This is a genomic window from Gammaproteobacteria bacterium (genome assembly GCA_029881255.1).
GTDB lineage: Bacteria > Pseudomonadota > Gammaproteobacteria > S012-40 > S012-40 > JAOUMY01.
Window position 1 is genome coordinate 1 of sequence record JAOUMY010000022.1, and the last position, 23,856, is coordinate 23,856.

Sequence of the window (23,856 nt, forward strand, 5' to 3'; positions counted from 1 at the left end):
GTCCGTATTCACGCTCACCTTTTTTGTCATCCCTTTTATGCTTACCTTTCGCATGACCAATTCCCTTGTTTGCATGTCCGCTGATCTGGGCAAGCGGTGTCGCATCCACCCATACATAGGCCTTGATCAAATCCCCTTCGGGTTTGGTTTCTGCAATTAACTGGCCGTTGAGGTCGTAGTGATAGATGATGGTCTGGTGTGGGCGCTTATCGTGTTTGCCATGCGCCTCGTGATCATCGTGGTGTTTGTCTTCACGGTGATGCAGGGTCTTGCTGATGCGTTGGCCGAAGGCGTTGTAAACATATGAGGCGCGTAGTCTGTCTTTACGATAAAAGCGCACTAGACGATTGGCGTGATTGTATTCAAAGCGGCGTTTGCCGTCTTGGTCTGAGAGGGTGTTGCCTTGTTCGTCCAGGACGACGGCGCGGTTGTTGGCCAGAGTAAGACGGTTGCTGTTGGCCACATAGTCATAGGCTAGTGTTTGTTCGTCGTTGGTTTTTTGAAGACGGTTACTGTTGGCGTCATACAGAAAATTGATTTGCGTCAATTCATGAGTCGTATCCTGTGTATCGGATACGAGTCTGTCCATCGCATCGTAGGCGTAGCTCACGTTTTGTTGTGGATCGAGGATGGCGAGTACGTTGCCATTGGCGTCGTACTGGTATTGCCGTTGTGTGTCGTCTATCTGTTGGGTTAACAGGCGACCTTGCACGTCGTATTGACGGTCTTCCTCGACCTGGTTGCCGAAACGTTGCGATTGTACTTGGCCATTGGCGCGGTATTGTCTATCGGAAAGGAGTTCGGTGAGTTTTCCGTTTTTGTCCTGGCTTAGCTTCACCACACGTCCTAATAGATCGCGTTGATAGTTCAGAACACGGCCGTCTGGATAGCGCATTTGGATGAGGCGATTGGCCGCATCATAGGCGAAACGCGTTTCATAGCTAACACCAAAGGCGGTCCAGGTTCTCGTGGTGATATTGCCGAATACATCGTATATAACCATCCTGGCACAGAAGGCGAGTGGAAAATAGTTTTCTGAGAAATCGTTACTCTATACTACTCTTTATAAATTTATCCACCTCCTTGGATAACTTAACCCTTAATTTAATTTCGTTATAAGATTTTTCCGAGACGACGAAATCAATATTTGGTAGAGATTTAACCTTAGGAACTCCTTCTGCGTTTGCCAGCACAACAACATACCCTTTCGACTGCGATCGTATTGGAAACGCAACAACGGAACTACTGGTACCGAGTACGTCGTCTATAACAAATTAAGGTTTATCGTTTGAAATCTCCCTGTACTTGTATTCGAACGACTCAACTATTGAATACTCCGTTTTATTAATTGACTCGTTCTTTATTCCATCGAAATCACATGAAAACACAAAAATCGAAAATAAACTAAATGCTACATTTTTCATATGATTCTCATGGATTAAATTTCGAAAATTCATCTGGAATATGACCTCCTTGCGGAATGCTTGTTTGAGTCGCACCATTCAGCATCGCCAAAGCCGCTGTATCAACGGGAAATGGACTGTGGAAAGGTAGCAACGGCGAGACTATTCCACCGGCTTCAAGTGCGCTTTGGGTCCGCGTCGCGCAAGTATCTTCTATTGCTCCAATGAGATCTTTAAATGGATTAGGAAGAGACTTACTCTCATAACGTTGTAATTCTGCAAGCATAAGAGCCTCTTGCTCTGCCGTCGTATTTAGAATGTATACTGTAGAATTGCGATATGACGCTTGCGCAGAAAGATAGTCTGTAAAACTACTACCTCGAAGCGTACCGGTTCCGAAGCTGTAGACACCCTTCCCCGTAAAACTAATCGCAACGTGCCCAAACGGATTCGTGCTTGTAGCACCTCCAACAACCACGGCAGTTTCAAGTCCTTTGGGATCTATCCATCCAACCGGATTCCCCCCAACATACCCAAACGTATTCAACCCACCATCCAACCCAATCGGATCAGACGTCATATATCTCCCTGTACTCGGATCGTAAGATTCCCCAATTTCGCAAACAATACATTAGATATTTTTCTTCCGAAAAATATATACCAACGCAATTATGCATATACTTGAAGAAACAATCGCTATGGAAACCCGTTGATAGTAGAGGCTTTCCCGAAGGGCACGAACACCGGCAGAAAAACCTGCATCAATATTTTCAATTCGATTGTTTGCGATCTCCATAATTTCTCGTGAGACTACATCTATCGAAAACACTACAACCAGCAACAACCAAAAATATAGAACTAAAACAGAAATCACTCTAATCCATCTAGATTTTGGGAATAGACTCAGAGCAGTCAAAATCGTCGTTGAAATGAATAAAATCACATAGTCCATGCTCATAATTTAACATCCGCAGCTACTATCTACATTTCTGCCCGCATTTTCTAACATCGAATATACGGCACCTTCTCGGATATATGTTCGGCTATATGCATCAAGGTCTGTACCAGAAATTCCTTTCTCAAAAATATCATATATAACTCCGGCGGCTACCACATCCATATAGAGAAAATATCCACCCAGGTTCCAGCCGGTGTAACCCGCAAGAAAATTCCCAAACTGTCCGGCTGAATATTGTTTACATCCTACTGTGAAAGTATCATCCGGTTGAGTTACTCTAAAATCATATTTTCCAGAACCGCTATGATTATTGTACGCCTCAAATAGATTTTGTTGACTAGCCTCCTTAATAATCCGTAATGTTTCGTCCTTCGTGTAGCTCCTTAACCCATAATAGTCAATGTTAGAATTAGGATTCCCCCCAACATACCCAAACGTATTCAACCCACCATCCAACCCAATCGGATCAGACGTCATATATCTCCCCGAACTCGGATCATAGTACCGAAAATAATTATAGTGCAATCCACTCTCTGCATCATAATACTGTCCGGCGAAGCGGAGGTTGATGTGTTCTTCATCGTCATTCTTACGTCCATTGTCACTGTCATGCGATTTGTGCGTACCCTTTCCTTCGTGACGCTCGTCGTGATGATCTAACCACTCAGGCTGTGTATCCCCAAACGCGTTACCCATCCAGCGCCATACCAGCTCACCGTCTGTATTCGTAGCTATACGCGGTGTACCTAGGTGATCAGTGTGGAGATAGTGGATTATTTCCTTTACATGTTTGCGCCCGTATTCACGGTCACCTTTTTTGCCATCCCTTTTGTGCTTTCCTTTGGCATGACCAATTCCCTTGTTTGTATGTCCTGTGATCTGTACAAGCGGTGTCGCATCCACCCATACATAGGCCTTGATCAAATCCCCTTCGGGTTTGGTTTCTGCAATTAACTGGCCGTTGAGGTCGTAGTGATAGACGGTGGTCTGGTGTGGACGCTTATCGTGTTTGCCATGTGCCTCGTGATCGTCGTGGTGTTTGTCTTCACGGTGATGCAGGGTCTTGCTGATGCGCTGACCGAAGGTGTTATAGGCGTAGCTAGCGCGTAGTCTGTCTTTGCGATAGAAACGCACTAAACGATTCGCCTGGTTGTATTCAAAACGACGTTTGCCGTCTTGGTCTGAGAGGGTGTTGCCCTGTTCGTCCAGGATCACTGAATGGTTATTGGCCAGGGTGAGGCGATTGGTGTTCGTCTCATAGTTATAGGCGAGATCGCGTTCCTCTGACGTCGTTTGTAGGCGGTTGCCGTTGGCGTCATACAAGAAGCTGAGTTGGGTTATTTCTTGTGATGCGTCTTGTGAATCAGATACGAGTCTGTCCATGGCGTCATAGGTATAGCTCGCGTGTTGTTGTGGATCAAGGATGGCGAGTACGTTGCCATTGGCGTCGTACTGATATTCCCGTTGAGTGTCGTCTATCTGTTGGGTTAACAGGCGGCCTTGCACGTCGTATTGACGGTCTTCCTCGACCTGGTTGCCGAAACGTTGCGATTGTACCTGGCCATTGGCGCGGTATTGCCTGTCGGAAAGGAGTTCGGTGAGTTTTCCGTTTTTATCTTGGCTCACCTTCACCACACGTCCTAAGAGATCGCGTTGATAGTTCAGAACACGGCCGTCTGGATAGCGCATTTGGATGAGGCGATTGGCCGCATCATAAGCGAAGATAGTTTCATAGTTGACACCAAAGGCGGTCCAGTTTCTTGCGGCGATGTTACCGAAAACATCGTATCCGAACGCGGTGTTTCCGCTTTGATCGTTTACGGTACATAGGCGACCCAGGCCGTTAGTGCAATTATCATAGGTATAGTGGACGTCTTCTTCATCGCCGGGATAGTCTATCGTCGTGACACGGTTCAAGCCGTCGTATTGATAGGTGACGACTACGCCGCGCGCGTCTTGTCGTGAGATGAGGTTTCCGGCGCTGTCATATTGGTAGGAAGTTGTGCCGCGATCTGGGCTTTCTTCCTTTAGTAGATTTCCGAGATCGTCATAGACATATAGCGTTTTCGCGCCATTGGCGGCGGTCACTTCGGTTAATTGATCTTGTACGTTATAGGCATAACGTATCTCGCCACCCAGACGATCGATTGAAGTTAGCAGTCTACCCAGCACATCTCGTTGATGTATTGTTGGCGCGTTATTATTGGCGTCGGTTTCCGATACTAGATTGCCCGCGGCGTCAAACGCTTTTTTGAAAACCGATTCACCGGAGTTGACTTCAATGGCGCGGTTACGTGCGTCATAGGCGTAGCTTACATCGCTCACGAGATTACCACTGACGTCAGTGATACTGCTGCGAAGCAGATTACCACGTGCATCATGAGCACGGGATACAATGTTGCCTAGGTTGTCTGTGATTTCAGTCAGTTCACCGGCGTCGTTATAGCGATACAACCATTCCGCTCCTATGGGATCGACGGTAGATATCAACTGGCCTGCAAGGTCGTATTGATAGTGAGTAGTACGCGGCTCCTGCCCCTGCGTGGACTGTGTAATGGCGAGAATACGTCCGCGTAGATCGTAGTCATAGTGCGTGCTCAAACCGTTGGCATCCACGATACGGATGATACGTCCGTTATCGTCATAGGCCTCGTAACGGGTCACTTGACCGAGTGGGTTTTTGACTGCTTTCAGTTGGCCACAAGCGCCGCCATTGGAGCACGAGTAATAGGATAAGTGTGTGACATCGTCGACATCGGTTCGTGGTCCATCCACTTCGATCAACTGCCCCAGTGTATTGTATTTCATAGACACGGTACGGTTGATCGCTACTCCTTCGACGGTGTAGCCGGATTGATGGATCGAGGTCGGTTGCTGTTTCGCATCGTATTCGATAGAGACACGTTTTTGCGCGCCGGTGTTGACACTTTTAGTACGCGTCTGGGTTGGTAGACTGATGTCACTTGAAACGTAGTCATACTCCGTTGTGCGGCTAAGCGGGGTGCCCGCGCCCTCGGTCATACGTATGAGTTGGTTGGCTTCATTATAAGCGTATGTCTTTACGCGCCCTTCCTCGTCAGTCTGACTTACCAGGTTGTTGCGCTCGTCATAGCTTTTTTGTGATACTTTTCCGTCGCTGAGATTTGTCAGTTTAACCAGATTCTTGTAACCAAGATTGGTTTCAAATTCCATTACCCGAGTTGTGCCAGCGGCATCCGTGACAATCGCTTTGGTTTCGGAGGGATACTGAATAGTGAAACGTTGTTTGCCCTCGCTATGCTCCGTCAATACAGCCTTTCCGTCCTGGTCGTATCCGAAGGTGGCATATCGAACGCCATTCTCGCGACTGATACCGGTCAAGTGATTTTCAAATTTAGTGTTCTCGTAGTGATACTGTTTAACGCTAGTATCCGGATACGTTACGCGCACCAGATTACTCTGTTCGTCGTATGCATAATGAATTTCGCTCGCGTCTGGCAGCGTGATTTGTGTGATCCGGTTTTGACTATCGTATTGGAACGATAACTTGTGACCAAAATGTCCCACAATAGCGCTTAGCCTACCCTGGTTGTTTTCATCGCGAAGATAATTGGTTTCGCGGCCAGACTTGTCTTTTACACGCCACAATAAACCGGCGGAATTGAAAAACTTTTGGGTACCGTCTCTGTGTCCAACAATATAGCCGGTGCCGTTTTGCGTTAACGTGAGTTCAATGTCTTTGTCCGCTATCCATATACCATTCACTAGGGTATATTTTTTCTTTCATTTCCATAATAATCAGTCTATTAGCGATTTTCTTACTTGAAAAATTGCTTGACAGCCACTAATTCCATTTAATTAAAAAGGATTAAGTATCGTTCGCCATCTTTTCGAGGTTCTATGTGTTTTTTCTGCTCGGGTAACTGATTGTTTTTACGTACCAACATATTCCACAGATGTTTTTGAGTTGCAATTTATCTATCTAAAACAGGCAGTTGTTGAGTTTCCACTTTTCTCTAAAACCCTCCCACACATACTTCCTACAGCAAGTTTCCCCCATTTATGGTTAAATAGCGCGCTCTGACAGGAAAACGCTATTTATATGAAACTGTTAATCGATTTTTTCCCAATACTGCTGTTTTTTATCGCCTATAAAACCTACGACATTTACGTGGCGACGATGGTGGCGATTGCGGCGTCTGTGGTGCAGGTGGCTTATATTTGGACCAAGCACCGGCGTGTGGAAAACATGCATTTGATTACCCTGGCGCTGGTCGTTGTGTTCGGTGGAGCGACGCTGTTACTTGAAGATGAAATGTTTATCAAGTGGAAACCGACGGTTGTGAACTGGTTATTTGCCGTTGCCTTTTTAGGCAGCCAGTTTATTGGTGAGAAGAATCTCGTTGAGCGCATGATGGGCGCGAGTATTACGCTCGAACGCGGTCTGTGGGCGAAACTCAATTGGAGTTGGGTTCTGTTTTTTGTGTTTCTCGGTGTGGTCAATCTTTACGTGGTGTATAACTTCGATACCGATACATGGGTGAACTTTAAGCTGTTCGGCATGATGGGATTGACCCTGGCGTTTCTGCTTATCCAGGGATTCTTTTTGATGAAACATATTGAACCCGAAGGTCCGAACAAGGGAGATTCTTGATGTATTACTGTATTCAGGGCATTGATAAAGCCAACTCATTGGAAAAACGTCTCGCGGTTCGTCCTGCGCATCTTGAACGATTGCAGGCCTTGCAAGACGAAGGTCGCTTATTGATTGCAGGCCCTCATCCGGCAATCGATTCAGAAGATCCAGGCCCGGCTGGTTTCAGTGGCAGTCTGATTGTGGCGCAATTCGCCAGTCAACAAGAGGCCGAAGAATGGGCGAATCAAGATCCGTATGTATTAAACGGCGTGTACGCAAACGTTGAAATCAAACCATTCAAAAAGGTGTTTCCATCATGATGTCGACACAGGAACGTATTGAATATATCGAGAAGACGCTGACCGAAGAATTTCAACCACAACAACTTGAAATCATTGACGACAGTCACAAGCACGCTGGTCACGCCAGTGCGCGCGGTGGTGGGCATTTTACCGTGAACATCGTGTCTGAGGCATTCGCTGGTAAAGCGCTGTTGGCGCGTCACCGCATGGTCTATGCGGCACTTGAAACCGGAATGCAGGCGGATATACACGCACTGAGTATCAAGGCAAAGACACCCGAAGAAGTAACTAAATAGTTTTAAACCCGAAAAGAGGCTTTATGTATCACGCATTACGTTTTTGTTTTTTGCTGACTAGTCTGTCTCTCGGTATGGGTTCTTTGGCATTAGCCAAGGGACCGGTTATAGCCGAGGTGAATGGTGAGCCGATTGATGAGGAAGTACTGAATCTATATGCGGTCAAGCGATTGGGCGTAGGAATATCTGAAGGTTTTCCTGATGAAAAACGCATGGAGTTACTCGAAGAATTGATCAACAGAGAGTTGATTGTACAGGATGCCAAACAAAACAAAATGGATGAAGAGGCCGAGATTACCGCCCAATTGCGTGAGACGATCAAAAACACTTTGTTGCAGTTGCGTATTCAACGCTTGATTGAAAGCAATGACCCTGACAAAGATCTGTTGATGACTATATACAAGGCCGAGATCGTTGCTAAGGCAGGAATGGAATACAAAGCAAGACACATCTTGTTAAAGACCAAGGATGAGGCGGCAGACATGATCAACAAACTGCGTAGTGGCGCCGACTTTGCGCAACTCGCAAGTACGTTTTCTGTTGGACCATCAAATAGCAGTGGCGGTGATTTGGGCTGGTTTGCATCAAATCAAGTCGTTAAACCTTTTGCAGAAGCTATTGAAAAAATCAAAGACGGCAAATACACACAGCGCCCAGTACAGACTCGCTTTGGCTGGCACGTGATTTTACGTGAAGATTCACGCAAGATTGATCCGCCTAGTTTTGATTCGGTAAAAGAACAAGTACTGGAAATCGCACAAAATCAGATTATTGCTGAGTTTATCGACAAGTTGAAAGAGAAAGCTGAAATCAAGATTCAGCCATAAATTTTGATGGACACCGACAGATATTCTGCCGGTGTCTGTTCTATCTGTTACGGCGCATAGCCACTCGGCCCTGGTACACTTCCCAAAGCCTTTTTCACCGTAATCAAATCAGCAATATCCACTAAACCACTCTCGTCAAAATCGCCTAGTGGACCAGTGCTACCCAATAGTTTCTTCTCTTCGATAAAATCCTTGATGTCGACCAGACCGCTGTTATCGATGTCTTTATCACAGGCATCGCCGTAAATATCACCATCCGATTCACGTTGGTTGGCGTTTGCGACTTCGGTGCAATTATCCACGGCATCATAGACACCGTCGCCATCGCTATCTACTTTGGCGTAAAAACGATAGTTTGCGTCAACCGTGTTATTGCTCAGGTCATTGTCTTGAACGTTGGTTTTTAGGGTAAACGTGTGTACAGGTGAAACACTGTCTACGGCAAACACTTCATAGTGATAGACGCGTGTTTCGTTTGGCTCGAAATCACCTAGTGGGCAGAACAAAACTCCAGGTGTTGCATCATTGTTGTAACAGTTAGGTAGCAAGGTCGGATAGGAATGCGACCAGTTGTCACCGCGAATTTCCAGGCTCACTGTTGCTGTATCGGTGCCCTGATTTGCAACTACTATCTGCGCGCTTGCACTATCGCCAATTGCAACATCGTATGAAGAAGCCACATGATCGATTACGAAATCCGCTTGTATTACGGACTGATCTAACTCAATCACGCCGGTATAATTTTGAGTGGTAAAGGCTAGTCGACCATCACTTAAACTGATCGAAGCGGCGTGTATTACCGATCCATAATTGTCAATCAACTTTCCGAGTTCTACCCATGCCTCTCCCGATTTCTGGAAAAGAATAATCGGGTTTTGATTGCCTTCCGTCCAATCATAGCTGCCTCGACGCATACCAGCGGTTGCAAGATAATGACTCGAGAGACTAACTTGTGCGCCAAACTGATTGCCGGGTGTTATTGTCGAAGACCCGAGTTTCTGCTCCAGGTTCCAGCTTTCACTCACGGCATCATGGCGATATATATAGACAGCTCCCCCATCCTCTGCATAGGCATCGTGATACATGGCGCTGACTGCCAGACGATCACTGTGAAGGTCCAGGGATCGTCCGAACCAATCGTGTGCTTTTGCATCGCTAGGTACGATGGTTTGTATAACACTAACGCCAGCTGTCAACAATACCGCACCACTACTACCACCCATGGCGTCGTTCTTATAGGCACCCAAGAGTAACTGGTCACGCCAAATTGCAGAGTCGTAACCTGCAGCATCAGAGATCTGAATATTGTTTATGTTCGATCCCCTGATAAGATCATAAACTGCGGTCCAACATCCCTCATACGGTGGTGTAGTTTTATAACAGACAGGATAGAGTTGGGCCTGTGACCATGTAATCGTTTCAAGAGGACCGTACGATGCCATATTGGCCGGTATGCTTGCGAAAAAACGATCATGCTTCATATTGTTCGAGAAGATATTGTTCGACTTAATACCTAACATATAGGTATCGGCACCGGCAATGACGGGATGAATGCTGACATATCCCGCGCTTGTTTGATAGGGAGATGAAGCGATGAAGTTTCCACCGAAGGCTCCGAGAGCAAAGTAATTGTAATACCCAGGATACGGGAGCTCTGCCGAGCCCGGATCAATAAGTTCCGAGTATTGAAACGACCGACCACTTTGCCAATTTCCGTCGACAAAGTAGTGCGTCTTTATCTGGAGTTGATCAGGCAATGTGCCTGCAATCGTATCTGGAACAACAAAAAAATCTCCACTCAAGGCTTGAATACGACTTTGGAAATCCGGGTTTTGAAAAGCATTGGTGTCATAGGAAAAGGTTTTCATTTTTGCGGCGATAAAACTGACTTCATCACTGTCACCGGTTGCTATACCGTCAGGATCAACCACGCTGGCCCTAAGAACATGACTACCTGGTAACACATCACTCAGCGTAAGTGAATTTAGTTGATCAAAGACCCCTACATCTTCACCATCAAGTTCAAGCCTAATACTCGCTGTCCCAGGTCCGATGGCCGTACCATTCGTATCAAGAGCGACCCGTAAGCCCTGCTCCGGCCGAAAGACATATACATCTTTGCCTGCGGGACGTCGTATTCTAAAACCGCCTATGCCAGATGACGACATAACTATCGATGAGGTTTTGGTATTATTCTGCTCATCCGGATCTACATTCGCGCCATAAATACGTGACGTGACATTGCCCTCAATATCTTGTGATGCCACGACTGTTAAATCGACAAACACGCCTTGCGTCGCCGGTAAATCACCGACGTTACATTGAACCCGTTGTGCTGTTTGCGTACAAGAACCGAGTGTATCGCCGCTTAGTGACAGGCCCATCGGCAAATCAACGTCGAGAGTTACCACCGTATTTGCCGGGCCGAGATTGCGTATGTCCAATGACAACGTTTCTGTCATACCGGCATCAATCGTCGAAGAGATGCTTTGTGCATTAATAGCGATATCCGATTCTGTGCCTACTATATAGGGAGTAAGCAATACGAGCTCTTCCTCACTGCTGCTGATCGGAGTAGACCAACCCGCTATTTGTCCGTTATCGTTTATCGCCAACAAACGTTGGCCATAACCCCAGGAACCGCTGCCATAGGAATTCTGCACCAGGGTCAATTGTCCGTTTTCCCAGATGTAATGAGTTTTGTATCCGAAGCCATACTTTTGAAAACTTTGTATGAGAATCTGGCCGTTATTGTTTATACCAATTGCACGCGTGTCGTTACTCAGTATTGTTGGATCAACATCCACAATATTTGATGCGGTGGCGATGAGATCAGTCATTACGCCATCTTGCCACAGAAAGGCGCGTATCGTTGAAGTACTACCATCGCCTGAGATCGGGGATAGACCAACGACCTGTCCACTGTCATTGAAGTCATAGGCCACACTCCAATCTCCCCCGAGCGTCCCTACCGTTACCCATATCTCATCACTACCCATAAAGCTCGCCTGACTACAGGCCAGTGGATCGGGGTAACAGTTTTCGCCTGAATACATCCCCAGACTCCAGCGGGTGGTTTGGTATCCATTCTCCATTGAAACAGGCCCTGGCTTCATACGATGACCTGACTCGTTTATCAGGTAGCCGCTAACGACTTCTCCACCGTTTGTTATGTCAATCAGACTGTTACCTCCAGGTGGGAATACCGGATACTCAAGTAACCCGCTACTGTCACGCCTGTATAGAACGCCGGACCAAGGGGCAGCAAAAAACAGTGATTCCAAACCGATGATTTGACCAGAATCATTCAAGCCCGCAACCGATCCCGTTACGACACCCGGTGGCAAAAAGTCGACTATCCCACTAGCCGCGTCAGCTATAAAAGGCCGCATGTCATTCCAATTTTCGGGATTGAATCGATCGATTGCGATCATACCGCCAGCAATGGTTCCGCTGTTATTTAGATACAGCCAGGTGTTAAAAAAATAGGGAGGACTACTGTAGTTGAACCCGGGGATACTTCCTAAACTGCTAACTTTGTATCGTGTATCGCCAATTGCTGCTGGTGCGGCCATTTTTTCATTGGTAATTATTGTGGATGATTCGACTTGGTTAGCATCGACATTTGTGGTTGCAAGGCCATGATCAGAACAGGATTGCAATAAGTAAAAGAAGTAAAGAACAACGACACTATACAAATACTTCATACCATTCCCTTGCAGTAAAACAACAAACAACTCCGAAACGCAAAACGACTCGACAGAGTTTCAAATTTATCTATTGTTATTTAATGACGGCGAGTGTTGAGCTTTTTGAAATATAAACAGTAGTAGCTAAACCGAAATCTGTGTCTTTCTCAAACGCCATCCTAGAACCCCCATTCCGGCCAACATCATCAACCAGGTTTCCATCTCTGGGACGGGAGCCACATGTATAGAAACACCGGACATCGAAGGAAAACTAGAATTGTTGGTATTGTTGTAAAAGCCGCTGCCTAGACTATCGAGGGTAAACGCCGCATCGCCCGCTTGAGAAGCCTCGTAATAAAATACGCCAACCATGCCCTGGCGTTCGTCGTGTACGACAACTTCACTGTCGATAAATTCTGCCCACTGCAAACCACCTATACGACCGAAAAAAATATCTGAAGCGTCGCCGCCGCTGACCGAGGGATTATTGAACGTGGCGATGATGTTAAAATCGAGCGCGGTATCGTCCGGGTTTTCATAGGTAGGAGCATAAAACGGTGAAAAGGCGAAGCTACTGAAACTTAGTAAAGAACTGTCGTAGTCTGCGGACAAGCTGCCGGCCGCGGTATTGTCATCGACAAAGTCGTAAAACAAGCCAATACTGACGGTTTCACCAATCTGGTACACATTATCCTCATCCATCACTTCCAGTGTGATGGTCGATGCATGAGCACTGCCTGCAAATAAAGCACTTACGAAAAACAATACTGGTCCCAACAACGCCTTCAAGAAGACTCTCCCTTTTTAAAAAACATTCAGTTTGTCGAGTAAGCAGCCGCGCGAAGGGAAGGAATTTGTTTACGACGTTTGAGTTAGCCGAATCTGTCCCTATTATCTGTCTACGGTATCCTTACCCACTCCATTTGTACCAATTTGCCGAGTTAACTATGTCACTTTCTGAAATAAGATTCAACAGAGATATTGTTATAGATATTTAACAAACAATACCCGGTCACCACCTTTGCCATCGTAGTTCGCCACATAGGGAATGCCGTTGGATTGCTGTGGCGCTGGCATAAATTCAAAACCAAGCCGCTGATGAAAGGCAATCGAGTCTTTGTTGACGAGCGAAGTCAGACAATGCACTTCCTTGCGATCATACTGTTTGACGGTTTCAAAAAAACGGGAATACAAATCTCGCGCAATTCCACGTCCACGGTAGTCGGGGTGCACGCCAACAAAATGAATATACGCCTGATCAGGAAAGGTTTGCGATAAAAAACCGACGAGAAAAGCGATAAGTTCGCCCTGCTCTTCTACTACAAAACTGGTTTGCTGAAAGTGGATGAAAAACAATTTGGGCAAGAGTTGTGAGAGATCCCTTCCGCCCCACCACAACGGGATCTGGGATATCACCGGCGGATGATCGTCCGCTTTTAGATTTCTTATGTTGAGTGCGCCTTCCATGCCAGCGATATTTTCATTCCATTTTTACTAAAGTTCGAACGCGCCCGGATTAGCCAGCAATTGCTGGAGCTGATCCTCATCCAGGACCGGCACGCCTAACTCCTGTGCTTTTGTCAGTTTTGACCCGGCTTCGGCGCCGGCAATTACGCAACTGGTTTTTTTCGACACACTGCCAGCAACTTTCGCGCCTAGTGCCTGCAATGCGGCCTTGGCATCGTTACGGGTCATAGTTGAAAGTGTTCCGGTAAGCACAATGGTTTTGCCCGCGAGTATTTGCTCGCCTGGCTCTGCCTTTTGCACTTCCGGCCAGTGAATACCTGCCTTGATTAATTTATCGATGACATCACGATTATGTTTTTGCTTGAAGAACTGCACGATGTGCGAGGCGACAACAGGTCCGACGTCAGGTACCTCTTGCAAATTCACTTCATCGGCCATAATCAAGGACTCCAGATCTCCGTAATGTCGCGATAGCGTAAGCGCAGTTGCCTCACCAACCTCTCGAATTCCCAAGGCATAAAGAAATCGATCGAAGCTGGTCTGTTTGCTTTGTTCCAATGCATCGACGAGATTTTGCGCCGACTTTTCTCCCAGGCGTTCCAGTTCGGCAAGTTGTTTTACGTCTAGTTTGTATAAATCGGCAACGTCTTCAATCAAACCTTCATCGACAAATTGCTCAACCAGTTTATCGCCAAGACCATCGATATCCATAGCCTTGCGCGCGGCAAAATGCTTTATCGCCTCTTTGCGTTGGGCACCACAAAACAAACCACCACTACAACGGGAAACCGCCTCTCCTTCGACACGTACAGCGCTGGAACCGCACACCGGGCATTTATCTGGTATTTTAAATTTCTTCGCATTCGTCGGACGTTTACTCAATACCACGCCGACCACTTCCGGAATGACATCGCCGGCGCGACGTACAATCACGGTGTCACCAATCCGTACATCTTTACGATCAATTTCATCTTGATTATGCAAGGTGGCATTGGTCACGGTTACGCCAGCGACTCGCACAGGTTCCAAACGCGCGACGGGTGTCAGGGCGCCGGTACGACCAACTTGAACGTCGATGCCGTTGAGTAGCGTAATCTCCTCCACGGCAGGAAACTTGTGCGCAACGGCCCAGCGTGGCGCTCTGGCGACGAATCCCATGTCTTGTTGCAAGCGCAAGTCATCGACTTTATACACCACACCGTCGATCTCATAGGCGAGCTTGCTGCGCTTTTCACTCAAAGCTTGATATTGTTTCAGACAGGCTTGTGGGCCTTTTACGCGCTTTACTTCGGGGTTGGTAGGCAAACCCCAGGACTTGAGTTGCTGTATGGTGTCGTAGTGAGTAGACGCCACTTCCTTTGATACTTCACCGACGCCGTAACAATAAAATGTCAGCGGGCGTTGCGCCGTGATTCGTGAATCCAGCTGCCGCAGACTCCCCGCTGCTGCATTACGTGGATTGGCGAAGGTTTTTTCTCCTGCCGCCTGTTGACGTACATTCAGTTCATCAAACCCTTTTAAAGGCATAAAGACTTCACCACGCACTTCCAGCACATCGGGAAAGCCTTTACCTCTTAGCTTTAAAGGCAAGGCCTTAATGGTTTTGACATTGAGCGTGACATCTTCTCCTGTGAGTCCATCACCGCGCGTTGCGGCTTGCACAAACTCACCCTGCTCATAACGCAGACTAATTGCCAGACCATCGAGTTTTGGTTCGACGCAATAGTGAACCACATCAAGATCAAGTTGTTCGCGTATGCGTCGGTCGAAATCAAAAACATCCTCATCGCTAAACGCATTGTTCAGCGACAACATCGGTACCTTGTGTTTAACCTGGCTGAAGGCGTCGAGCGGTTTACCGCCGACGCGCTGAGTCGGCGATGTTGGAGAAATCAGTTCAGGGTGTTCTGTTTCGAGTTGCTGCAACTCGCGCATAAGACGATCATATTCCGCGTCGGGAATCTCCGGGTCGTCGTGCACGTAATAGCGGTCGTTGTGGTACTCAATGGTTTCGCGCAATTCATCAATGCGCTTTTTAACAGAAGTGACAGCCGTCATGGTGATGTCTTAGTGAGGTTGCTTTTCTAAGGAAATCGTCTGTTCATCGAACTCGCGTATGCTTTGTTTGATTTTGTCCACTGCCGATTGCGTCAAGGGCTGGTGAGTTTCGTCTTGCAATTGCCCGCCCAGGCTACGCGAAACATTCTGCGCTGTTACCAGCATCGTGGTAAACACGTCTTTGTGCATCCCCGGAATAACAGGCATACGCATAAAGAAGCTCAAACCTGTTGTAACTAAATCATTCATATTTTCCTGCTCAAAAAATCCTGGCTTGAGCATGTTGACTACGCTGAACAAGGATAGATTGTCATCTTCAGGATACGGGTAATGAAAAATCTTGTACTGTCCATAGACGAGATGATTCTTCTCCATCGCACGTACGATATCTGACCCAGCAAACGTATTGTCGTCGAGCGCTACCACATGTAAGACAATAAACAATTCACGCTCGTCAGACGACGCATTTTCCGGTGTTTTTGCGTAGGCTTCCATGATAGGTTCCAACTGACTCTGATCCATTTTTTCGACAGCGTCGGTAGCACGATCAAACTCCTCCATACCTCGCTCAGAAGTAGGACGTGCAGAAAAACCCTGGTTTAACAGTGTAAGGGGAACATCCGCAGAAATATCCACTTCATCGGTAATTTCTGTTTTTACTTTGTTGGACTCGGGCTTGAGTGACGACACCAGTGATTCATTGATGTCTTTGGCGTTTGACTCGCCCTTTTTTACAACGACATTTTCGTCATCGTTACGCGTCAGCGCGTCTTTGATCTGATCTTTGCTTAGCGTTTCTGTATTCGTACCAGAACCACTCTTGCTACGGCCAAAAAATACGATACCCAACAACACCACGAGTGCGGCCGCACCCAGGGTCAGTCGTAAGGGATCGGTAAAAAATTCGCTCAGTGCCTCCATATCAGAAGCCCCTACATTGCGGCCAGTTCAGCGGCCTCATCCACGTCAACTGCTACCATGCGGGAAACACCAGGCTCGTGCATGGTAACCCCATTGAGTTGCTGCGCGATTTCCATCGTCGCTTTATTGTGTGTAATAAATATGAACTGCACATGTTCCGCCATTGCCTTAACCAGATTACAGAATCGTCCCACATTGGCTTCGTCGAGTGGCGCATCCACCTCGTCGAGCATACAGAACGGCGCAGGGTTCAATTCAAAAATCGAAAACACCAACGCTACGGCGGTGAGTGCCTTTTCTCCACCAGATAACAAATGAATATTACTAATACGCTTGCCGGGTGGTCTGGCCATGATAGTCACGCCGGTATCGAGCAAATCCTCGCCTGTTAGTTCGAGGAAGGCCTGACCGCCGCCAAACAGTTTTGGGAAATTTTTCTTCAAGCCGTCATTGACCTGATCAAAGGTTTCCTTGAATTTCGCACGCGTCTCCCTGTCGATCTTGCGTATCGCATTTTCGAGAGTGCTCAAGGCTTCATTCAAATCATTCAACTGTTCATCAAGATATTTCTTGCGTTCCATCTCTTGCGTGTATTCATCGATGGCCGCCAGATTGATTGCACCCAGTTTGGAAATCTTGGTCGCAATTGCCGTCAATTGTTCTTCCCAATTTTCGATACTGGCCTCTTCCGGTATGGCCTCAAACACGGTACTAAGTTCGTGCCCTTCCTCGGCGAGATGTTCCTGTATCGTCTGACGACGTACGTTCAAGGTCTGCGCATTCATCCGCGCTTCGTCGAGCTGGCTGCGCGTCTCCTGAACTTTCTGTTCGGCGCGTACACGTTTCTCGCTCAAATCACGAAGTTCGGCTTCGATGACTTCAACTTTACGTCGGGCATCGGCTAGACGTGCCTCAACTTCCATGCGCTGGTTTAGCAAGGTCTCAAGCTCGCTCTTGACCTGCGTGACCGGATTGTCGCCCTCATGGAGTGAAGACTCGAGACTTTGACGACGTTCACGCAAGGATTCTATCTGTTGTTCGAGGCGGTTCAGATTCTGCTTCAGACTCTCCAGCGACGTCATCACGGCCTTATGTTCGAGTTGCGCCTGCTGTGCCTTGCTACGGTCATCATTGGACTGGCGACGTGTCTCTTCAACACGCGCACGCAACTCATCACGTTGCGCAGTAAGCACTTCACGCTGACGTGTAGTTTCTTCCATTTGTTCCAGTGCAAGTTCTAGCGCGGCGCGTGCCTCTTGAATTTGCGCGTTATTCTGTTCCAGCTGTACCTGAATCTCTTCCTGTTCACGCAAAATACGTTCGATACGCGTATTGACCTGATCGAATCTCGCCTGCTTACCACTGCGCTGCGCCTTGATTTCGCCCAGGCGTCTTTCCATCTGACTCAGATCGCGCTGCATCTCGTCGCGTTCGCGTTCTACTTCGGCCAGTGTCTGTTTGCCGATTTCGTAAGACTCATTCAACTCATCAAGTTGGGCGTTCAACAATTGCTGTTCTTCATACAATTGTTTCAATTCTTTTTCACGTTCAATCACGCCGGATTTTTCGTCCAGAGCCTGGTTGATACGTAACCAATGTCTGCCCAACCAAATCCCCTGCGGTGTAATCACCGATTCGTTCTCTGCGAGGGCCGAGCGCATCGCCAGCGCTTGTTCAACCGAGTCAGCACAAAAAACCCCAGCAAGGAGGCTGCTGGTTGCCCAATCAGATTTGATTTGGTCGGCCAGACGTTTCCGGTCACCACTGGGCAATATCGATGCGGTGCGATCGATCTCGACAAAACCGATATTGTTGTTTCCCAATTCATTTACCACGTTGACGACCTGATCCAGATTATCAACACAGATGGCATTCAGGTGTTGGCCAAGCACAGTCTCGACGGCCTTTTCCCAACCACTGTTGACGTCGAGGCCCTGCGCCAGATGTTGGTTGTCGGACAAACCCTTGTCCTGTAGCCACTGGCTGGCTTCTTTGTTTTCTCCGAGAGCCGCTTCCTGCAGGGCTTCCAAAGAAGAAACACGACCTTCAATCTGTTGACGACGACTGCGCGCTTGCGACAGGCGATCAGAAATGTCCTGATTGGTTTCGCGTTGTTGCGAGATGCGGCTATTGCGCGTTTGCATATTGCCGAGCAAGGTATCGAGACGCTCTTGTTCAATCTCGATACTTTCATCCAGTTCTGCTAGCTCACGTTCCAGTTCGGCGGTATCAACACCCTGGGATTCGTCACGCAGTCGACCGTGACGCTGCTCCAGTTGGCGTGATTGATCTTCCATATGGGTAATACGGGTGCGCTGCACCTCTGCGGATTGCGCAGGTGCGTTTGAATTTTGAGTGAACTCATCCCACCGGGCTTGCCATTCGTGTAGATTGGCTTCTGCCTCTTCACGTTGACTGTCTGATAGCGCCAGTGTCTCTGATACCGACTCAACCAGAGGCTCAAGTTCCTGCAAGCGCTTCTGTTGCGCGGTCAACTTGTCACTGTCATGAGTGTAATGCAGATTCGCTTCTTTCCACTCGCGTTCGGTCTGTTTTAAATCCTGTTCCAGTTCCTGTTTGCGCGTCTGGTAGTGACGTATGGCCTGTTCCTTGGTCGAGATCTCCGCGCCAACCTGGTAAAACTGCGCCTGAATCTCGTTCAGAATGTCCTGCTCTTCAGTAACGGTTTCACGCTGTTTTTCGATACTGGCTTCGAGTGAGCGTTGCGCCGCGATATCCGCTTCCAGATTGAGTGAAAACGCTTTCACCGCTTCGTCGCGTTCGCGTGCGTGATTATCCATTTCGCGCCATTGCAGGGCGAGCAACTGTCCCTTTTTTTCCCGTTCTTCGGCTTTTAAAACTTTATAGCGTTCTGCCGTACGCGCCTGTCTTTGTAAACGCTCGAGTTGCTTGTCGAGCTCCTCACGCAAATCGTTTATACGCGTGAGATTCTCGTGCGTATGTTTCATGCGCGTTTCGGTTTCACGGCGACGCTCTTTGTATTTGGAGATACCCGCCGCTTCTTCCATTAAATTTCGCAATTCTTCGGGCTTGGCTTCGATCAAACGCGAGATCATGCCCTGTTCGATAATCGCGTAAGAACGTGGGCCCAGACCGGTGCCGAGAAAGATATCGGTAATATCACGGCGACGACAACGCGCGCCATTGAGGTAATAATTGGATTGACCGTCACGACTGACCAGACGCTTGATCGAGATCTCGTTGTATTCCGCGTATTGACCGCCGAGTTTACCCAGGCTGTTATCGAATACTAACTCGATGGATGCCTGCCCTACTGGTTTTCTTGCAGCCGATCCGTTGAAAATAACGTCGGCCATGGAGTCGCCGCGCAGGTGCTTGGCCGAGCTTTCGCCCATTACCCAACGCACTGCATCAATGATATTAGACTTGCCACTTCCGTTAGGCCCAACAACGCCGACGAGATTGCTCGGCAGGTGTACAGTGGTTGGGTCTACAAAGGATTTAAAGCCAGACAATTTGATCTTGGAAAGTCTCATATCTCGTTGATTATCCAGTATTAAAGAAATAGATTTTTTTCAGTAGGACGTAATCCGGTACAATGCCCGGCTAAGGTAACACAGAGAGAAACCCATGCCTAGCCAACCCAGTAAAAATCTTGAAACCTTCGAAAACCCGAACCCGAAGCTGGATTACACCATCCGAATTCGCGTGCCGGAATTCACTTGTTTGTGCCCAAAAACTGGCCAACCGGACTTCGCCACGATCAATATTGAGTACGTCGCCGATCAGTCTTGCGTCGAGTTGAAAGCGCTGAAGATGTATATCTGGTCATATCGTGACCAGGGCGCCTTTCACGAGGCGGTGACCAATCAAATTTTGGCCGATCTAGTCGAAGCAACAAACCCACGCTTTATGCGCATTACCGCTGAATTCAACGTTCGAGGCGGCATATACACTACCGTCGTTGCCGAACATCGCAATCCTCAGTGGCAAGCACCCACGCTTGTGCAGCTTCCCTGATCCGTGAGCATAAATAAGCCGCTATTCCTCGGCATCGATTTTGGGACTTCTGGTTGTCGCGCCATCGTTATCGACGATGCGGCTACCATTTGTGCCGAAGCACGCGTTGAGCTCTCCGCGTCCATGGTTATAGGTAATCGGGTGTCGCAAGACCCACGCGTGTGGGAGACAGGTTTACGCTCATTATTTGATCAACTCCGCGGTCAGATTATGCTGAAAAATATCGTTGCGTTGTGTATCGACGGTACATCCGGCAGTGTGTTGTTGTGTGACGCCACTGGCACGCCGCTGACGCCAGCGCTGATGTATAACGATGCAGACAATGCCGATGCCGCCGAGCGCATTCGAACATTGGCGCCCGATCAAAGCGGTGCCCACGGTCGTAGTTCCGGTTTAGCCAAATTAATCAGCCTTCAAACCATGACTGACTCGCCCAATGCAATTGCTCTAAATCAGGCGGATTGGCTTAGCGGTGTGTGTCGTGGCGATTTTTTGATCAGCGATGAGAACAATGCGCTGAAAATGGGTTATGACCCGGTCGCGCGTAACTGGCCGCAGTGGATAGGCGAATTGCTTGATCTTGAGAAAATTCAGCTTCCAGTAGTACTCACTCCCGGTAGCTTCACCGGTCGGGTATGCGCGGAATTCGCGCAACGTAGCGGCCTGTCTACGACGACAGCGGTAATTGCCGGTACGACGGACAGTATCGCCGCATTTCTCGCAACAGGTGTTGATAATGTCGGTGACGCGGTTACCACTTTGGGTTCTACATTGGTGCTCAAAATATTGTGCGAAGAGCCGGTGTTTGCGCCGGAATTCGGCGTCTACAGTCATCGCCTGGGCGCCTATTGGCTGGCCGGCGGTGCGTCGAATGCGGGCTGCGCGGTGTTTAAACAGTTTTTCACTCAGAAACAAATCGATGACATGAGTGCGCAATTGAATCCTCAGCAATCAACGGGGCTGGACTATTATCCATTGCTACGCAAAGGCGAGCGTTTTCCCATCGCCGACCCAGACCTGGCCCCTCAATTGGAACCACGGCCGTCGAGCGATGTCTCTTTTTTCCAGGGCATGCTCGAAGGCCTGGCTACTATCGAACAGCAGGCCTATGAAAAGTTACACGAGATGGGCGCACCCTACCCGCGACGGGTTTTGACCAGTGGTGGTGGAAGCGTTAATGATGCGTGGACTCAGATTCGTCAAACAAAGTTACGCACCACGGTAGAACGTGCGCAACAAACCGAAGCCGCCTATGGTAGCGCCCTGCTGGCTCATGCGGCGATACAACAACAGGAATAAGCTATGTCAAAAAACAATCCTTTTAGCGGCGCGAATTATTTGCTACGTGGTGCAAGCATGTTGCGCCAGCCGGGTATACGTAAATTTGTGATTGTACCTTTACTGATCAATATCACATTATTCGTTGGGCTCACGTTTCTGATCTATTCATGGGCAAGCGATTTACTCGACGCCGCGCTGGCATCGATGCCGGAATGGTTGCAGTGGTTGGACTGGTTAGTCATGCCGATAGTATTAGGTGGCATGTTGTTGTTCACCTATTTTACGTTTACGATTGTTGCAAATCTGATTAGCGCGCCTTTTAACAGTTATCTGGCAGAAGCCGTCACCAGCATGGTCAGCAACAAAGAACCACTCGAAACCGACTGGGCCGAAGCACTTGCTTCGGTTGGTCCGACGATAAAAGAAGAGTTTCAAAAAATCACCTATGCAGGGATACGCGCGATACCGTTTCTCGGTTTGTTTTTTATTCCCGGCGTAAACTTTTTCGCCTCCGCCGCTTGGTTGGTCTACAGCTCATGGATATTGTCGCTTCAATATGTAGACTACCCTTTCGCCAACCAAAAAGTCGCCTTTCGTGATCAACGCCTGCGTATGCGCGAACGCCGTTGGCTAGGACTAGGTTTTGGGGGCGCGGTGATGTTTAGTACTATGATTCCGGTTGTTAACCTGTTTGTGGTTCCTAGTGCGGTTGTAGGGGCGACCTTGCTTCACTTGGAAAATTTTGAAGGTTCTGATTGATGGGTGATCCCAGCGCAACACAGCGATATTAATTGGAAATGACGTTAGACTGAGCATCAAACCAAGTCAACTCCTCGTAGTCGCGTTCCCATTAAAAATATAAAAGTAACGTGCACCCTATAAACCGACAAGAAATGCCGCAATTGAATTTTGCCGACAGTCTGTTAAATGAAATTGAGTGTAAGGCGAAACGATTTTCGCTTGTTGGTCTAGTAGATCCAGATATTAGGGTCAATACTGACGAGCAGGTGCTTATATTGCGAACAACGGATTTGTGTGATGCCAATAGCGTCATCCAAGACGTTGATTTGATGCGGATCCGCTGGTATATCAGCCTGGAGTCCGCCACACCAAATAGACTATCCTTTTCGCGTTACCTTGAGACTCTTTATCTCGCAGTTGGACTCAAACCGCATGTCTATATTGAGTACATAGCCTTCGACACAAATCCCTGGATTACCGAAAAACGGCGTGATGGTTTTCTGGTGACGACTTTTTCTGTGAAGAAAGAACCGTATCTACCAACTACGGTCCTTTCCGGCGAGAATGCAATTTTAATGTATTTGCAGTTACTTTGCCTTATCAAGAACCCCAAGATCCAGGCAAAACCGCCGGTCGAAATCGATTCATCACCTGGCGTGGGTGAGATAGCTAGCAAGCAAGCTCTGTCTCGACCTCCACTGCTGTTGCCGTTTTCGGGACTAAAAATCGATATCATTACACTTTGGCAAGGACTGCAATCGCAAGATAGAAAATACGTCAGCACAAATTTGAGGAAGGTTTAGCACCCGTCGAAAAACTTGCATTAATAATGAAAAGAACTCAGCTAAGCTTATCCAGCTTTCAGATACACACACCCGCGTTCATTAACAACAATACAATCGAACTCATTATCGAAACAACGCTGCCGGATGAGCAAAGAGCAAAAAAATCGCTACCGATGGAAGTTATACCTGAGCCTCAATGGAACCGTAAGCTTCCCCAAAAAGTAGACAAGTCAAAAGTAGAGAATTCTGGCAAACTAGGCCCAGGAGGCTCTAATGAAGAAGTCAAAATTTACAGAAACACAAATTGTATCGATATTAAAGGAAGCGGAGGCCGGAATCGGTGTACAGGAGATCTGCCGTAAACACGGGATCAGTTCGCCAACGTATTACAAGTGGAAGTCCAAATACGGAGGACTGGAAGCGTCTGAGTTAAAGCGAATAAAAGACCTGGAGTCTGAAAATGCCAAGCTCAAACGTATGTATGCGGATATGGCATTGGAAAACACTGCGC

Annotated in this window: 18 protein-coding genes and 1 pseudogene; 9 read left to right on the top strand and 10 right to left on the bottom strand. The window is 47.8% G+C overall.

The features are described from left to right. The 4 genes and pseudogenes from OEZ43_21195 to OEZ43_21210 all read right to left on the bottom strand — a co-directional run. The coding region (locus OEZ43_21195) for a hypothetical protein (GenBank protein MDH5548101.1) at positions 1-1,003 on the bottom strand (1,003 nt) is incomplete at its 3' end. 881 nt (positions 1,004-1,884) lie between these two features. Continuing rightward, a pseudogene (locus tag OEZ43_21200) lies at positions 1,885-2,007 on the bottom strand (hypothetical protein). Between the two features lie 27 nt (positions 2,008-2,034). Beyond that, a complete protein-coding gene (locus tag OEZ43_21205) occupies positions 2,035-2,361 on the bottom strand; it encodes a hypothetical protein (GenBank protein ID MDH5548102.1) in 327 nt (108 codons plus the stop codon). A 3-nt stretch (positions 2,362-2,364) separates the two neighbouring features. Next, positions 2,365-6,105: an RHS domain-containing protein gene (locus OEZ43_21210; protein ID MDH5548103.1), complete on the bottom strand. Its 3,741-nt coding sequence runs from the start codon at positions 6,103-6,105 to the stop codon at positions 2,365-2,367. A 337-nt stretch (positions 6,106-6,442) separates the two neighbouring features. Here OEZ43_21210 and OEZ43_21215 point away from each other — a divergent pair, with 337 nt between their 5' ends. From OEZ43_21215 to OEZ43_21230, 4 genes are read left to right on the top strand one after another with little or no spacing between them, the layout of a single operon-like run. Continuing rightward, entirely contained in the window at positions 6,443-6,994 is a 552-nt protein-coding gene (locus OEZ43_21215; protein MDH5548104.1) for a septation protein A, read from the top strand. Continuing rightward, a complete protein-coding gene (locus tag OEZ43_21220; protein MDH5548105.1) occupies positions 6,994-7,296 on the top strand; it encodes a YciI family protein in 303 nt (100 codons plus the stop codon). The genes OEZ43_21215 and OEZ43_21220 overlap by 1 nt, the downstream gene beginning before the upstream one ends. After that, positions 7,296-7,574 carry a BolA family transcriptional regulator gene (locus OEZ43_21225; GenBank protein ID MDH5548106.1) on the top strand — a complete coding sequence of 93 codons (279 nt, stop codon included), beginning with the start codon at positions 7,296-7,298 and terminating at the stop codon, positions 7,572-7,574. The genes OEZ43_21220 and OEZ43_21225 overlap by 1 nt, the downstream gene beginning before the upstream one ends. Positions 7,575-7,597: 23 nt before the next feature. Beyond that, positions 7,598-8,401 (top strand): peptidylprolyl isomerase, encoded by an 804-nt coding sequence (locus OEZ43_21230; protein ID MDH5548107.1) that lies wholly within the window; start codon positions 7,598-7,600, stop codon positions 8,399-8,401. Between the two features lie 47 nt (positions 8,402-8,448). Here the strand turns inward: OEZ43_21230 and OEZ43_21235 are convergent, their stop codons facing one another. The 6 genes from OEZ43_21235 to smc all read right to left on the bottom strand — a co-directional run bounded on the left by OEZ43_21235 (position 8,449) and on the right by smc (position 20,054). Then, positions 8,449-12,108 carry a hypothetical protein gene (locus OEZ43_21235; protein ID MDH5548108.1) on the bottom strand — a complete coding sequence of 1,220 codons (3,660 nt, stop codon included), beginning with the start codon at positions 12,106-12,108 and terminating at the stop codon, positions 8,449-8,451. 126 nt (positions 12,109-12,234) lie between these two features. Then, positions 12,235-12,879, bottom strand: a complete 645-nt coding sequence (locus tag OEZ43_21240; protein MDH5548109.1) for a hypothetical protein — start codon at positions 12,877-12,879, stop codon at positions 12,235-12,237. A gap of 195 nt (positions 12,880-13,074) precedes the next feature. Further along, complete coding sequence (locus OEZ43_21245) at positions 13,075-13,557, bottom strand: GNAT family N-acetyltransferase (GenBank protein ID MDH5548110.1); 483 nt, start codon at positions 13,555-13,557, stop codon at positions 13,075-13,077. 27 nt (positions 13,558-13,584) lie between these two features. Continuing rightward, entirely contained in the window at positions 13,585-15,615 is a 2,031-nt protein-coding gene (gene ligA, locus OEZ43_21250; protein MDH5548111.1) for an NAD-dependent DNA ligase LigA, read from the bottom strand. 9 nt (positions 15,616-15,624) lie between these two features. Further along, the gene (locus OEZ43_21255; protein MDH5548112.1) at positions 15,625-16,536 is read right to left on the bottom strand and encodes a hypothetical protein; all 912 of its coding nucleotides are present in this window, start codon (positions 16,534-16,536) and stop codon (positions 15,625-15,627) included. A gap of 11 nt (positions 16,537-16,547) precedes the next feature. Next, positions 16,548-20,054, bottom strand: a complete 3,507-nt coding sequence (smc, locus tag OEZ43_21260; protein MDH5548113.1) for a chromosome segregation protein SMC — start codon at positions 20,052-20,054, stop codon at positions 16,548-16,550. Between the two features lie 94 nt (positions 20,055-20,148). On the opposite strand from smc, the gene queF reads away from it, so the two are divergent. From queF to OEZ43_21285, 5 genes are all read left to right on the top strand, one after another. Continuing rightward, complete coding sequence (gene queF, locus OEZ43_21265) at positions 20,149-20,538, top strand: preQ(1) synthase (protein MDH5548114.1); 390 nt, start codon at positions 20,149-20,151, stop codon at positions 20,536-20,538. 9 nt (positions 20,539-20,547) lie between these two features. Further along, positions 20,548-21,837, top strand: coding sequence for an FGGY-family carbohydrate kinase (locus OEZ43_21270; GenBank protein MDH5548115.1), 1,290 nt, complete (start codon positions 20,548-20,550; stop codon positions 21,835-21,837). Positions 21,838-21,840: 3 nt separating this feature from the next. Next, complete coding sequence (cysZ, locus tag OEZ43_21275; protein MDH5548116.1) at positions 21,841-22,578, top strand: sulfate transporter CysZ; 738 nt, start codon at positions 21,841-21,843, stop codon at positions 22,576-22,578. A gap of 134 nt (positions 22,579-22,712) precedes the next feature. Then, positions 22,713-23,363, top strand: coding sequence for a hypothetical protein (locus OEZ43_21280; protein ID MDH5548117.1), 651 nt, complete (start codon positions 22,713-22,715; stop codon positions 23,361-23,363). Between the two features lie 255 nt (positions 23,364-23,618). Beyond that, positions 23,619-23,856, top strand: a 238-nt coding sequence (locus OEZ43_21285) for a transposase (protein ID MDH5548118.1), incomplete at its 3' end; no start/stop codon positions are given.